Source organism: Hallella faecis (assembly GCF_018789675.1).
GTDB lineage: Bacteria > Bacteroidota > Bacteroidia > Bacteroidales > Bacteroidaceae > Prevotella > Prevotella faecis.
Window position 1 is genome coordinate 1 of sequence record NZ_JAHKBE010000002.1, and the last position, 15358, is coordinate 15358.

The following is a 15358-nucleotide window of genomic DNA, read 5'->3' on the forward strand; positions in this document are numbered from 1 at the left end:
CAAGATGCCGAAAGAAACGCTGACAAGAGTTGAAAAGAATCCATAAGATCCTAACAATTCACCTGTTTCGGTCTAATGATCGATTGGGGTTGAAGGTTAAGTTTGGTGGAAGCCAATGGTTTGCAAACGAGAAAGACGAGTCGTTCAAGAGTAGTATCGGACAGATTTATCAAACGTTTGATGGGCAGGAACTTTACCCTTCCGTAGAGGAGAAGGCGGCCATGCTGCTTTATCTCGTGGTGAAGAACCATTCGTTCAGCGACGGAAACAAGCGCATTGCGGCCATGCTCTTCCTGTGGTTTCTCAACAACAATCATGTGCTCTATGCCGAAGATGGTCACAAACGCATTGCCGACAACACGCTTGTGGCCCTCACTTTGATGATCGCAGAGAGCCGAACGGAGGAGAAGGACGTCATGGTGAAGGTGGTGGTGAACCTGATCAACAAAGACAACCAATAGGCGTGGACCTTGAAGTGGTAGTATAGATAATCATCATAGCATAGGTAAATGATTTCAAAACAGCGCATAAGCCATTTCTTGCAATCGTTAGGCGGCATTCTGATGCGGCCTATTGGGGAGAGCTTGGCTTTCTTCATCTCCATGTATTTGTTGGGAGTCGTATGTGTGTTGTTTGTCCCTTACGATAGCAGTCGGTTGGTTGGGGTGTTCCAACTCTTTGCCGACCTGTACCTGTTGTGCGCTTTTCTGCTCTTGGTTCCGCAGCGCTTTCGGCCCTTTACGAAAGGTGTGTTATATGCGTTGTTCTACGTTGTTGCCTTGATTGATGCCTTTTGCTATGCCCATCTTGGTACCGCTTTCTGCCCAACGTTTCTGCAACAGGTCATCTATACGAATCCACGCGAATGTTCGGAGTTCCTTTCGCTTATCACGTGGAGCGATCTGTGGTCGCCTTTCGGGTTGGTTCTGACGCTTCTTGGAGCCCACATCCTTTTAGCCATTTGGCCTCGGAAACCCAAATGGATGGGGTTGGCCCAGATGCGGAACCTATGCAAGCCCGTCTGTGCCGTTCCCGTATGTTGCCTTTTCTTTGTAGGATTTTTTGCCACAATCGATAGTCGCGAGTATGTCTTTTATCGTGTAATATGTGGTCTCGACGAACTGAACGTGCAGCGAATGAAGGACTTTGAGCCCAAGACGAAATACTATCTGCCCATCTATCGCTTGGCTTATTCGGTTTCGGAGAATATCCAGCAAGCTGCCATCTGTCGCGATCTTGCGAAGTCGTTGGACAAAGCGGTGGTGACGTCGCGCCTTTCTTCCGGGCCCCATATTGTCCTTATTATTGGTGAGAGTTGCAATAAGCGACATTCCTCGTTGTATGGTTATGACAAGTTGACTACGCCTTGTCAGCAGCGAATGTATGATACCGGACGACTGGCGGTATTCTCCGACGTGGTGAGTCCGTGGAATGTTACATGTGAAGCCTTCCAATCGATCATGACCACCCATTGCATAGGCATGGACGGCACGTGGGCGTCGCAGCCCTTGTTCCCGCACCTGTTTCGTCTGGCAGGCTATCATACGGAGTTCTTCAGTAATCAATATTTGGCCAATACCGTAGGTTTTAGCGCGTTTAAGGAGGAGATCTTTATGAGCAACGCGCGCTTTAGCCATGCCATGTTTGATGTTCGCAACGATTCGCTCCATCGCTTCGACGATGGGTTGATTGACGATTATCGTGCTCTGACGGGTAAGTCGAACAAGCCAAAACTGAGTGTTTTTCATTTCTTAGGGCTCCATTTCGATTTTAGTCAGCGGTATCCGGCCTCACGGGTCGTGTTTGCGGAAACCGATTATAGCCGCAAGGACTTAAACGCCGAACATCTTAAGCTCTTGGCAGATTACGACAACGCCTATCGTTACAACGACTCTATCATAGGCGAGATCGTGAAGATGGTTGATCAGGAGGAGGCGATTGTAGTGTTTCTTTCTGACCATGGCGAGCGCATTTTCGATGACAACACACAGGAATGGGGCCGTACCTTGGAGTGGAGTGCGGCCAATATACGTCAGCAATACGACATCCCGTTTTGGATTTATGTCACCGAGAGGTACAAGTCGTGCCATCCCCGGATGTGGCATGACATACAAGACGCTCGGCGCCGACCCTTCATGACCGACGCGGTTTCGCACGTGTTGTTGCATTTGGCAGGCATTCAAACGCCATGGTATTCGCCCGTTCATGATGTGTTGAGCCGCAAATACAATCCGCAAAGACCACGAATCCTCAATAGGGAACGAAAATATGCTTATTGACAAGGGCGTCTTCGGTGGGAAGAAACCGGACGAACCGGCAATCTGTTAGGTTGGTTTTCCCCTTTAGAACACACCATGTTGCCAATTGGTTAGGTTGGTTTTTCCCTTTGGAACACACCATGTTGTCAATTGGTTAGGTTGGTTTTTCCCTTTGTAATAGTCTCTGGCGTCCGTCGGTTTTAAGGGTTTTGTCATTCGTGGGCCGCGTTTATGCGTCCTTGCGCTTTCCCCATGAAAGTTCCCTTTTTTACAGCCGGAGCCCCCTGGACTTGCCCATCGTTGCTTTTTGTCGCTTTTCTCATTATGTGATCGCACCCAATGTTTTCTGCAATATCATTGTAACTCGCTTGTAACAAGGGCTTAACCGATTGGAACCAACTAGTCGTTGTTAGGTCGAGAAATGTGGAATTATGGAGGACAACGTCGGAATATTTGTTGTTATTACCCTAATATTAATTAATTTTTTGTATCTTTGCGAATATTATCTCACTAAGACAGTCGCATGATAGAACGCTTGATAGATAATTTATGCTATTCCTTAGATGGCATGTTTAGTTACATGACCCCAAGGCTGTGGATGCTTGGCGTTGTGTTACCATTCTTTTTGGCCATGTGCTTTACGGCCCTTGTTCACCCTTTGATCGTGAAAATGGCCGCCAGCCGCAATATGTTTGATGTTCCCGACAGCCGCAAACTGCAGTCGCGTCCGGTGCCTGTGATGGGCGGAATGGCCGTGTTCTTCGGTATCGTGGTGGGCGCGGGAGCCACCAGTGTGTTCTTCAACAGTTACGCCCTTTTCACCTGTATCATTACGCTCACGGTGATGATGTATGTCGGTATGGTCGACGATCTGCTGGGGCTCAGCCCCACTCTCCGTCTCATCATTGAGATATGCTTGGTAGGTTTCATTGTTTACATGGACAAAACCAATATCAATGACATGCACGGGTTGTTTGGTATAGGCAAGCTACCCGTGTATCTCAGTCTGCCGTTGTGTGCCGTTTCGTGCGTGGGTATCATCAATTCCATCAACCTCATCGATGGTGTCGATGGTCTCTCGAGCGGCATCTGCATATTCGCTTGCTTATGTTTCGGCATTGTGTTTTGCTCATCTTATGATGGCACGATGGCCGTCATGGCCTCTCTGGCGGCTGGAGCGTTGGTGCCATTCTTCTTCCACAATGTGTTCGGATTGAAGAGCAAGATGTTTGTTGGCGACTCGGGCACATTGATGTTGGGCATGTTGATGAGCATCTTCTGCATGCGAATGATCGACAACACGTCGCTGGCGGCCTTGAACCACCCGCGCCTTGGCGTTGTGGCATTCTCGTTGAGCGTGCTCTCCGTGCCCGTCTTCGACACCTTGCGCGTTATGTTTGGTCGCATCTTTCGCGGCATATCGCCGTTCCATCCCGACCGAAGCCACCTTCACCACCTGTTCATTGAGTTGGGCTTCTCGCATATTGGCACTTCCGTTTCGGTCATTTCCCTCAATGCGTTCAACGTGTTTTGTTGGCTCCTTTGCTACCTCTTTGGCGGCGATGCCACTGAGTAGTTCATCGTTGTGGTCGTAGTTGGTCTGCTCAACACCATTGGCTTCTACTATTCCGTGCGCAAGATGAACCACCAACGCGCACCCTATCGTGCGCTCCGTTGGCTCGCCCGCAAGAGCCACACGGAAGTGGGGCGCCCCTTCATGACCATGCGCCGACTGATGGACTCAATCTAACTCGTGCGTGACCTTTGCGCTCAGTCGCTTTGGTTGCTGACCAAATGGTGGCATATGCGCTCTCTTTGCGTTAAACTTGTATAATTTTTGGAGCCAGAGATTGACGATTGTTTGCTTTTTGTTCATTATTTATTACTTTAGCGGAATCAAACAATCGTCAATCCCTTTTGCCCTATGAAATGTGCTTTACGATACTTATTGACGGCGCTCCTCTTATGGATGCCGTTGTGTAGTGGCCTTCTTCGTGCCGACAATCTCGATGCGTTGGAGAACCGTCTGCGCCAAAATCAACAGATACAAGAGAAGGTTTACGTCCACACCGACAACACTTGTTACTTCATTGGCGACACCATCTGGTACAAAGCCTACGTGGTTCGCGCCGACAACCTGCACCCCACCGACATGAGCAAGATGCTCTATGTGGAACTGTTGGCCCCCGATGGCGTGGTGGTCGACCGCCAACGCGTGGTGGTAAGCGACAAAAACTACACCTGTGGACAGTTTGCCCTCAAAGACAGCCTGTACAGTGGTTACTACGAGATACGCGCTTACACCCGTTGGATGCTCAATTTCAACGTCAAGTTACGTCCCTATACCCGCGACGATCGCGCCCTGTTCTACAATTATCAGATGGCCGCCGACTATTACCGCGATTGGGAAGACCTGTACAGTCGTGTGGTTCCCGTGTATAGCCGTCCCCGTGAGGCAGGCGACTATGATGGCAAATACATGTACGCCCGCCCCAAGCGTGAGGCTCCGTTTGTAAAGAAAGACAAGCTCCTCTGCAAGTTCTTCCCCGAGGGAGGCACGCTCGTCGAGGGTCTTAAGAGCCGAGTGGCGTTTGAGGTGACCGACCAAGACGGTCAGGCGCTTACCATTGGCGGCACGCTCGACGGCAAAACCAAGTTTAAGCCCACCCACATGGGGCGTGGCACGTTCTACTATACGCCTTCAGATAGCACACATGGGCGGGTGACGTTCCAATGGAAAGGCGACAAATACAACTTCCGATTACCCAAGGCTGAAGAAGCCGGCGCCGTGCTTGAATTGCAAAATCCCGACTTCGACGGTCACACCCAGAGTCCTACGTTCGCCTTGCGCAGCCGTGGTTGCGCACCAGCCGCCTACGCCGTGTTGTGCCGAGGCAAGTTGCTTCAGTTCCAACGCCTGCAGGGCTCCACTACTGTTACGCCCGATGTAAGCCAGTTGCCCACTGGCGTCAACGAGTTGATGATATTCGATGCGGAAGCCAACGTGCTTGCCGACCGTCTCTTCTTCGTGAACCATCACGACATGGGCACGCCGCTGCAGGTAAGCACCGATAAGCTCGACTATAAGCCTTACGAGCCCATCCAGCTCCATATTGCCGCCACCGATGGCACGTCGGGTATGCCCGTTTCCGTGTCTTTGCGCGACACTCGCACCGACGACTCGTCGTACGACGATGGTAACATGCTCACCGACCTGTTGCTTAGCAGCGACCTGAAGGGCTTCATTGCATCGCCCGCCTACTATTTTGCAGGCCACGACGCTGAGCGTCGGCAGGCCCTCGACGTGCTGATGTTGGTGCAGGGATGGCGCAAATATACGCCGCTCGCCACCGATAAGAAACAGGTGGGACTGGGCCAGATGGTGTTTCACCGCCTGCGCTATACGCCAGAGAAGACCCTTACCGTGGAAGGCATCGTTCGCAAGCAGCTCGATGTGCCCATGCTGTTTGTCGATGATGTGCAGGGTCTCAGTTCCGGAACGAGCGTTGCGAGCCTGATGGCCGAGAAGGCCGCCAATGCCGTGAGCCAAGGAAGCATCACCATGAGTGGTTGGAACGCAGGCAACAATGTGGCCGAGGGAAGTCTCGAAGACACCGAGAACTCTCAGCCCGACGGCAGCTCGTCGACCGACGACGCATCTTCCGACGCCAATGCCACGCAAACAGGCACTTCCGAGGGTAGCTACTTGGGCGTCAATCAGCGTTCCATCAAGCACGAGGTGCTCATCGAGGCCGAGGTGGAAAAGGATGGAATGAGCGCCGGCAGTGTGCAGGAGACCCACGACGGAGGCCAATTCCTCTTCCAGATACCCCCATTCTACGATAAGGCCGTGCTGTTCCTCACCGCTTACGACCGTAAGGATTCGCTGAAGCGTTGCCTCACGGCCGGTCAGGATAAGTATCGTTTCGATGAGGAGAGGTACCCCGATTATTATGTCACTCGCCATCTGTTTTATCCCGTTTTTGCCCATCCCTACAACTATTATCAGACCCACCTGCCTGATATTGGCACCTCATTGGTTATCGGTGAGGACAGCATCGACAATAGCTCGTCGGATGGCGCTCGCACGCTTCGCAACATTAGCGTGAAGGCCAAGCGTCGCACCCGTCGCGCCCTCGACTACTCTAAGCCCGCCTATGTGGCCGACGCCTACGACATTTACAATGAGGCTACCGACCGCGGACTGTCGTGGGGTGTGATCAACATGGGCGCTTTTCCACCCACGGCCTGCCAAACCGTCTACGGCAACATGAACCGTTACCGCTCTTACAATGTGGTAGGAAAGCTCGATCGTTACACGTTCTACACCAATTTCATCCCCATGCAGGATATCATCAAGAACCGTTCCGATGCGGCCCTGTTCAAGGACCTGCACCTCAACCGTGTAGACAGCATCAGGTTCTATACCGACTTTGAGCCACGCAACTACACCGATCGTCATACGGAACAGCTCAATCTGGAGGATGTAGTGGTCGTTTATGTGCCCGTTGCCGACGATGGCAAGCGCTTCACCTATCGTGATCGCCGCATCATGTTGGATGGATTCACCTATCCCGAGGAGCATTACAGTCCCGACTATAGTACGCAGAAGCCCGCCGAACCTACCGATTACCGTCGCACACTCTATTGGAACCCCAATGCCGTGCTCGACGAGAATGGTGAGTTTACCGCCACGGTTTACAACAACAGCAAGGACACCCGTGTCAAGGTCTCGGCCGCTGGACAAGCCGCCGACGGCAAGTTCTTCGTGCAAGAGTAGGCTGCGCACCCCGCCCCTCATAACGCCTCACCCATACGGCCGCCGCAATGATTGCAGCGCAAGCCGTATGGCGTGAGGCGTTTGCGTAAATGCGAAGTCGCACCAACAACATGAGGGCTCAACGCGCTTGTGCGAACGAGCCCTTGTAGCTTTACTGTTTAACAACTCTTGGCCAACAAATGGCCGGCCACTACGGCCACAAAGCCCACGGCAACGCTGCCCGCCACGTAGAGCAGCGTGGTGAGCGAGTCGCCTCCTTTGGCAAGCGAAGCGCTTTCGTTCATGAAGGTGGAGAAAGTGGTGAATCCGCCACAGAAGCCTGTGGTGAGCAATAGCTTGGCCGAGGGCGACAACCATCCGCTACCCACATTCAGTCCGGAAAGGAACCCCAGTAGCAGACAGCCCAGCACATTGACGGTGAATGTGCCCAATGGAAAGTTGAGGCTTGCATGCGTGGCAATTAGTTTCGAAACACCGTAACGCATGCCGCCGCCAAAGAAACTGCCCAAACTCACAATCAATAACTCTTTCATATTATTATAATAGGTGTAAACCAACGTTTTCTTTCTTCTTGCAAAATTACGCTTTTTCGTCCACAAGACGTTGCCATAGCCCATGTTTTTGTTTTCCACACGGTTTTGTAACACCTATTTTGGCTCGTAGGGAAGGGCAACAAGCATGCGTTGTGATTGTCATACTATTGTAATATGCCTGCAAAACCCCTGTAACATGATCGTCGTAATTTTGCCACCATATTAAAATATGGAGATCCGTCGACGAGGTGTTTGCCCGTTTGGCCGACAACGGCATACGCCTTGTCGACGAGACGCAGCTCACCGACGACCAGAAGGTTTACCTCCGCCAGTTCTTCTACGACAAGTTGAACGGACTGGTCAACCCCATTGGGCTCAACGAGATCGACAACCTCGGACGCCTTGAGGACAACCGCATCTACCTGTTGGTGGAGCGCAAGGAAGCTGGCGACGACGGCATGACCCGCTACGCCATAGTGAAGACTTCACCCTCATAGCCGACTGTGCGAAGGCCAAGCGCATCATTGTGCCCAATATGGGACTGGCCGATGGAATGATCAATGAAATGATAATAGGATTGAAATGAAAAAGATTGCATTCTTGTTGCTGAGCCTTGTTGCTGCGGCACCTATGGAAGCGCAGAACGTTCGCGTAGGCGGAACGCTGCGAGGCAAGTACGAGTACCAAACCCACGAGAAGGAAGGCCGTTTCGAGGTGCGCACGGCACGTGTCAACGTGTCGGGCGACATCAACCCCATGGTGTCGTACAAGGCCGAGATCGACTTATGCGACGAGGGCAGCATCAAGATGCTCGACGCTTACACCAAGATAAAACCGTGGCGCACGCTCGACTTTACCATTGGTCAGATGCGCGTGCCCTTTACCATCGACGCCCATCGCTCGCCCCACCAGCAGTACTTTGCCAACCGCTCTTTCATCGCCAAACAGGTTGGCAACGTGCGCGATGTGGGTGCGAGCCTGGGCTACACTTTCGGCGTGGGATTCCCGATCATTGTGCAGGCTGGTATGTTCAACGGGTCGGGACTCACCAACCAGAAGGATTTCTGGACCCATCAGGTGAACTTCTCAGCCAAGGCCCAGTTTCTGTTGCCTTTCGGTCTCGACGTGGTGCTCAGCGCCCAGAAGGTGAAACCCGACACCGCCACCGTCATGATGTACGACGCCGGCCTGACCTATCACCGCCGAGGCTTCATCGCCGAGGCCGAGTATCTCTATAAGCATTATGCCGACGGCGCCTTCCATCCGGTGCATGCCTTCAACGGCTTCGTGAGCTACGACATTCCCCTTCGCAAGTGCCTGTTCACCAAGGTGTCGCCCCTGGTGCGCTACGATTATATGAGCGACCACAGCGATGGCAAGCGCTACCTCGACGGCAAGGCCAACACCGACGGCAAGCTCATCATCAACGACTACAAGCGAAGCCGCATCACGGCCGGCGCCACGCTGAGCTTCGACAAGCCGTTTGTCTCGGAGATACGCGTCAACTACGAGAAATACCTCTACCGCCAAGACGCCCTGCCGAAGGTGAGCGAGCGCGATAAGATTGTGGTGGAGTTCATGACCCATTTCTAACACACAGGTCATCCCCAATCGCTTTGGTTAGCGGTTGGGGACTAATTGTAACCATATTGTAACATGGTTGTAAAAACTGTGTAACACGCACAACCTAATTTTGCAACCTGAAAGAACCAATCAAACAAAAGATTCAATGGAAACCATTTATCTTTGCATCGTTATTTTCCTGCTCTGCCTGGCCGTTTTCGACCTTTTTGTGGGTGTGAGCAACGATGCCGTCAACTTCTTGCAGTCGGCGGTGGGTGCCCGTGTGGCCGCCTTTCGCACAGTGTTGATTATTGCCTCCGTGGGTGTGGTGCTCGGGGCGGTGCTCTCCTCGGGCATGATGGATGTGGCGCGCCACGGCATCATGATGCCCGACCGCTACTCGTTCCACGAGGTGATGACCATCTTCTTGGCCGTTATGGTGACCGATGTGATCGTGCTCGACGTGTTCAACACGCTCGGCATGCCCACGTCAACTACCGTTTCGCTTGTGTTCGAGCTTTTGGGTGGTACGGCCATGCTGGCCATGCTCAAGGTAATGGCCGACCCCGACCTCGACTATGGCATGCTGCTCAACTCCAGCAAGGCCCTGCAGGTTATTATAGCCATCTTCGTTTCGGTGGCCATATCGTTTGTCGTGGGTATGGTGGTGATGTGGATCAGTCGTGTGGTGTTTACGTTCAATTACGGCAAACACTCGCGCTACAGCATCGCCATCTTCGGCGGCATAGCCTTCACGGCCCTGAGCTATTTCATCTTTTTGAAGGGTGTGGGCAAGAGTCCCTATCTGAGCGACGGCGTTCGCGACTATATCGACACAAACACAAATATGCTCTTGGTGCTGACGTTCATCGTCTCCACCATCGTGATGGAGGTGCTCCATCTGATGAAGGTCAACATCTTCCGCTTCACGGTGCTCATGGGCACGTTCGCCCTGGCCATGGCTTTCGCCGGCAACGATCTGGTCAACTTCATCGGTGTGCCGTTGGTTGGTCTCGATTCTTACCAGGATTATGTTGCCAACGGCCATGGTGTCGGCATCGATGGCTTTATGATGTCGTCGCTCATGGAGAGCGCAAAGACCCCGCCTTTCTACCTCATGGCCGCCGGAATCATCATGATTGTGGCGATGGCTACCTCTAAGAAGGCCCAGAACGTTATCAAGACGTCGGTCGACCTGGCCCGTCAGGACGAGGGCGATGAGATGTTCGGTTCAAGTCGTGCCGCCCGCGCCATCGTGCGTTTCTGCCAAAGCATGATCGAGATGGTGGTGGCCATCTTCCCCGTAGGCTTGCGTAAGTGGATCAACCGCCGCTTCAATGCCAACGACGTGGAGCTGAAAGACGACAAGGCCGCCTTCGATGTGGTGCGCGCTGCCGTGAACCTCGTCATTGCCTCCATGCTCATCACCTTCGGTACCAACCACCGCTTGCCCCTCTCTACTACCTACGTTACCTTCATGGTGGCCATGGGTACGAGTTTGGCCGACCGCGCCTGGAGCCGCGAGAGCGCCGTGTTCCGCATCACGGGTGTGCTGAGTGTGATTGGTGGATGGTTCCTCACGGCTGGTGTGGCCTTCCTCGCCTGCGCCTTGGTTTGCCTCTGCATGTGGTATGGCGGCATCGCCGTGCAGGTGGCCTTCATCGTGCTGGTTATCTTCTTGCTCATACGCAGCAACCGCCAGTACAAGCGCAAGCAGGAGACGACCAAGAAAGACGACGACAACTTCCGCCTCATGATGCGTACCCGCGACCCCGAACTGGTGTGGGAGATGCTTCGCAACCATGTGCGCAACACGCAGTCGAAGGTGTGCCGTTTGGCCTTGGAGCAATATAACGCTGTGCTCGACGGCTTCAACACCCAGAACGTGAAGATGCTGCGTGGTAGCGACAAGACCCTGCGCCGCGAGCTCGACGTGCTGAAGAAATACCGTCGCCAGGAGTTGCTCGGCTTGAAGCGCTCGCCCATGGAGATTGCCATTGAGCGCAACACGTGGTTCCATGTGGGCATCAACTCCGACCAACAGTATATCTACACCTTGCGCCGCATGATGCTGCCTGTGAAGGAGCATGTGGACAACAACTTCACCCCGGTGCCCGCAGCTTACATCAGCGAGTATGAGCCCGTTCGACGCCGTGTGAACGACCTGATGAAGATGACCTGCGAGGCCATTGAGACCAACCGCTACGAGCAGTATCGCGGTGTGCTGGCTGAGGCCGATGTGTGCAAGGACGACCTCTCGGTCATTCGTAAGATCCACATCAACCGCATGCAGAAGAGTGGCACCAGCAAGATGATGCAGGTCGACATGGTTTACCTGAACCTCTTGCAGGAGACCCAGCAGCTGCTCAGCGTGATGCGCCACCAGTTGCGCTCCGCCAAGAAGTTTATGGAGGATTGATGTAAACCTCAGGACAATGGGTTGAAAGATTCATGAACATGTTTATGAGGATTTAGGATGATAGCTGGTTGCAAACCAGCATGGTGAAGGGCAAGCTACAGAGGTGGTTTGCCCTTTCTGCCGCTTGGGCGATGGGTGGGGTGGGTAGCGTTTCTGAACGTGAGAACTGCCACGGACAACCTTGTGGCCCCTGAAAAAGGTTGGCATGTATCCCCCTTTTTTAACACTTATCCGCCAACAAGGAAGCTCTTGGTTGCAAATACGCGATTCTTGTGTGTTTTATGCAAATGGCTAATAATAAGGCACTTGCGATTACGCGTGGCGTTTCCCCTCCCCCGATTCCACATTTTTTGCCATGAAACATGCCTAACCGAGGTGCGAAACATGGTCTTTCGACGCTCGAAACATGCCCGATCGAGGTGCGAAACATGCCAAACCTCAAGAAGAAACATGCCTAACGGTGAGCCCTGCTCTTAGATTTCATCTCGCCAAACCGTAAAAACGCCATTTGGGTTCTCTATCTCGCGCAAAATCTCCACACAACTTTTTAACCAAAAAACGATACAAAACAGGTTGCCATAGGGATGATGCGCTCATGGGCCTATGGCTTTGTCGTGATGGGGTGGGGGCGATAAGCGAGCGAGGAGGTGGGCCGAGGGCGTTGGGTAAAGGCTTGGATGTTTGTGCAAAAGATGACGTTGGGGCACAAAAAAACTGATTACCGGCATATCTGCCAAGTAATCAGCTTAAAGAGTTTTGGCCCTTAGCCTTTCAAGAAGGCCAACGAGCACCAGCGATGGTTAGGCCTTCTTGGCCTTCTTCTCTGCCAAGGCGGCGCGACGGCTGCTCAGCATCATAGAAACCTTGAGGTCAATCTGGCGACTGCTCAATTCGTTCATCGTTGTCAATTTGTCATTCATACTACAATCTTTTTATCCTTTAATACGTCCGCAAAGTTAATCAGGTGGTGCGATATATCCGTCATCTGAAACGAAAAAAATGGGTTCGCACTTAATTATTTGATATACGTCAATTTTACACTTGATGTAAATCAATTTGGCTATTTGGTGGAGAATTCTTCTTTTTTGTTTCGTTCCGTTGACCCATGTCAAGAAGAACGATCCATGGGAACATTTGCTTGTGGAATGGTTGCGTGGGTCGGAAAGAGTCAGTACCTTTGCAAGGTTAGCTTGAAAGCAACCTGCTGTTAAGGAGTTTTGTCAATGAAGGCAAAAGGTAAGCATGGTTGGCTTTTCTCCAACCGAACAGATGTTTTTATTATAAAGAAAGGTTTCAATATGATGATTTATGTAGGATTCGCCGCCATTGTCATGGCCCTCGTGTGCACCATGGGCATCCTGTGCGGTAAGATTGATCTCGGCAAGTAGGCCGATTTCAATCTTTTTTCGTTTTCTACGGATCTGTTTTTCAGTACGTATCAACATTCCATTCATCAGCGTTCCGATTCCTCATTCTATCGATTCACAACGCATCACTAAAATATTTAAGCTATGGATTATCTTCCTCACGACCCAGCCATTTTGGTTTCGAGCATCAATCTCTATCTCCGTGACGAGATGTACGACACCCTGGAGGCCCTTTGCTACGCTTACGGGCGCGACCCCGAAGAGCTGAAGGCTTATCTGCGCGACAACGGCTATTATTACGACGAGAGCCAACGGCAGTTTAAGGTGGCTTAAGGCGGGGTGCCGCTACACCTTATTATATATGTAACCCTCGCTCCCCCAATGAATCCCCGAAGTGCCCTATGTTCCCCCCCTTGGAGGGGGTTGCGGTTACGTTATGTTAGAAATGTAACAAAAAACATAGCAAAATGTTGGGTTTGCTCAATTACTTTTTGTAATTTTGCCGCCATAATTTTAGTAGATTATGTGTGGAATAGTAGGTTACATAGGGCATCGTGATGCCTTCGACATCTTGGTGAAAGGACTTCATCGTTTGGAATATCGTGGTTACGACTCGTCGGGAGTGGCACTCGTCAATGGTGCCGACGAGTTGCATGTGTATAAGGCAAAGGGTAAGGTGAGCGACCTGGAGCATGCCGCCGAAGGCAAAGACTGCAGCGGCACGGTAGGCATAGCCCACACCCGTTGGGCCACCCATGGTGAGCCGTCGGTGCGCAACGCCCATCCCCATGTTTCCAACTCAGGCAATCTTGTCATCGTTCACAATGGCATCATCGAGAACTTCGCCTTGCTTCGCGACCAGTTGAAGCAGCGTGGGTTCCATTTCAATAGCGACACCGACACCGAGGTGCTCGTCAACCTCATCGAATATGCGCAGCAAACCCACCATTGCAACCTCGCTGAGGCGGTGCGCCATGCCCTGCGCAAGTGTATCGGCGCTTACGCCATAGCCGTGCTCGACCAGCGCGATCCCCGCACCTTGGTGGCCGCACGCAAGGGCTCGCCTATGGTGATTGGCATTGGCGAGAACGATAGCGAGTTTTTCATCGCCTCCGACGCCACTCCCATCGCCGAGTACACGAAGAATGTGGTGTATGTGGATGATGAGCAGATCGCCGTTTGTCATCCCGGTCAGCCACTCGACATAACCGACCTCAGAAACCAGCACGTAGACGTGTCGGTGAAGACCATCGACATGGATCTCGACATGCTCGACAAGGGAGGATTCCCCCATTACATGCTGAAGGAGATATTCGACCAGCCCAATTGCCTGCGCGACTGCATGCGTGGCCGACTCTTCGCCGAGGACGACATGGGTGGCAACGACGCCTACGACCCCTCGACAGGTTACGCCGACCCCAATGTGCACAACGATGTGGTGCTGAGCGCCGTGCGCAACAACCGCGACCGTCTGCTCTCAGCTTCGCGATTCATCATTGTGGCGTGTGGAACGTCGTGGCACGCTGGCCTCATAGGCAAGCAGCTCATTGAGCACTACTGCAAGATTCCGGTGGAGGTCGACTACGCGTCGGAGTTCCGCTATCGCGACCCGGTGATCTATCCCACCGATGTGGTGATAGCCATCTCACAGAGTGGTGAGACCGCCGACACGCTGGCAGCCATCAAACTGGCCAAGGAGAAGGGCGCTTGCATCTTCGGCATCGTCAACGCCGTGGGCTCGAGCATCGCACGCGAGACCGACACGGGCATCTATATCCATGTGGGACCGGAGATTGGCGTGGCTTCCACCAAAGCCTTCACGGGGCAGCTCACATGCCTCATCCTCCTGGCTTTGGCCCTCGGACACACCAAGGGCACCATCGATGAGAAGGAGTATGTGGATATGATTCATGAGCTTAACGCCATCCCCGCCAAGATCGAGGAGGTGCTGAAGCACAATGAGGACATTCGACTCCTGGCGCGTACCTACACCTACGCCACCAATTTCCTCTACCTCGGACGAGGTTGGAACTATCCGGTGGCCCTGGAGGGAGCGCTCAAGCTGAAGGAAATATCATACATCCACGCTGAGGGATACCCCGCAGCCGAGATGAAGCACGGCCCTATCGCTTTGGTCGACAACATGATGCCGTGCCTCTTTGTGGCCACGCACCACAAGGGATACGAGAAGATCATATCGAACATGCAGGAGGTGAAGGCGCGTGGCGGACGCATCATCGCTGTGGTGTCGGCCAACGACGATGAGGTGAGCAAAATTGCCGACGCCGTCATTGAGGTGCCCGACACGTTGGCCCCGCTGGCCCCGCTGCTCTCCGTCATCCCCTTGCAGATGTTGGCTTACCACATCGCCGTGGAGAAAGGACTTAATGTAGACATGCCACGAAACCTCGCCAAGAGTGTCACCGTGGAATAACCGA

At 52.8% G+C, this 15358-nt stretch carries 11 protein-coding genes; 10 read left to right on the forward strand and 1 reads right to left on the reverse strand.

Going from position 1 to position 15358, the window contains the following annotated elements; genetic code table 11:
- Window positions 1–29: 29 nt before the first annotated feature.
- From KM934_RS00665 to KM934_RS00680, 5 genes are all read left to right on the forward strand, one after another.
- On the forward strand, window positions 30–461 hold the full coding sequence (locus KM934_RS00665) for a type II toxin-antitoxin system death-on-curing family toxin (protein WP_262898215.1): 432 nt from the start codon (window positions 30–32) through the stop codon (window positions 459–461).
- Between the two features lie 675 nt (window positions 462–1136).
- A complete protein-coding gene (locus KM934_RS00670; protein ID WP_215758661.1) occupies window positions 1137–2279 on the forward strand; it encodes a phosphoethanolamine transferase in 1143 nt (380 codons plus the stop codon).
- A gap of 643 nt (window positions 2280–2922) precedes the next feature.
- The gene (locus KM934_RS00675; protein ID WP_317192653.1) at window positions 2923–3834 is read left to right on the forward strand and encodes an MraY family glycosyltransferase; all 912 of its coding nucleotides are present in this window, start codon (window positions 2923–2925) and stop codon (window positions 3832–3834) included.
- 9 nt (window positions 3835–3843) lie between these two features.
- A complete protein-coding gene (locus tag KM934_RS13105) occupies window positions 3844–4008 on the forward strand; it encodes a hypothetical protein (protein ID WP_252344827.1) in 165 nt (54 codons plus the stop codon).
- A gap of 174 nt (window positions 4009–4182) precedes the next feature.
- Window positions 4183–7038: a hypothetical protein gene (locus tag KM934_RS00680; protein ID WP_252344828.1), complete on the forward strand. Its 2856-nt coding sequence runs from the start codon at window positions 4183–4185 to the stop codon at window positions 7036–7038.
- Between the two features lie 158 nt (window positions 7039–7196).
- Here KM934_RS00680 and crcB read toward each other — a convergent pair whose 3' ends face one another.
- The gene (crcB, locus tag KM934_RS00685) at window positions 7197–7571 is read right to left on the reverse strand and encodes a fluoride efflux transporter CrcB (RefSeq protein WP_215758663.1); all 375 of its coding nucleotides are present in this window, start codon (window positions 7569–7571) and stop codon (window positions 7197–7199) included.
- A gap of 248 nt (window positions 7572–7819) precedes the next feature.
- Here crcB and KM934_RS00690 point away from each other — a divergent pair, with 248 nt between their 5' ends.
- The 5 genes from KM934_RS00690 (at window position 7820) to glmS (ending at window position 15354) form a co-directional block, all read left to right on the forward strand.
- Window positions 7820–8068, forward strand: a complete 249-nt coding sequence (locus KM934_RS00690; protein WP_215758664.1) for a hypothetical protein — start codon at window positions 7820–7822, stop codon at window positions 8066–8068.
- Window positions 8069–8201: 133 nt separating this feature from the next.
- Window positions 8202–9164 (forward strand): porin, encoded by a 963-nt coding sequence (locus KM934_RS00695; protein ID WP_394369474.1) that lies wholly within the window; start codon window positions 8202–8204, stop codon window positions 9162–9164.
- A gap of 136 nt (window positions 9165–9300) precedes the next feature.
- Window positions 9301–11553 (forward strand): inorganic phosphate transporter, encoded by a 2253-nt coding sequence (locus KM934_RS00700; protein ID WP_215758668.1) that lies wholly within the window; start codon window positions 9301–9303, stop codon window positions 11551–11553.
- A 1511-nt stretch (window positions 11554–13064) separates the two neighbouring features.
- The gene (locus KM934_RS00705; RefSeq protein WP_215758670.1) at window positions 13065–13253 is read left to right on the forward strand and encodes a DUF4250 domain-containing protein; all 189 of its coding nucleotides are present in this window, start codon (window positions 13065–13067) and stop codon (window positions 13251–13253) included.
- A gap of 190 nt (window positions 13254–13443) precedes the next feature.
- Entirely contained in the window at window positions 13444–15354 is a 1911-nt protein-coding gene (glmS, locus tag KM934_RS00710; protein ID WP_215758671.1) for a glutamine--fructose-6-phosphate transaminase (isomerizing), read from the forward strand.
- Window positions 15355–15358: the final 4 nt, after the last annotated feature.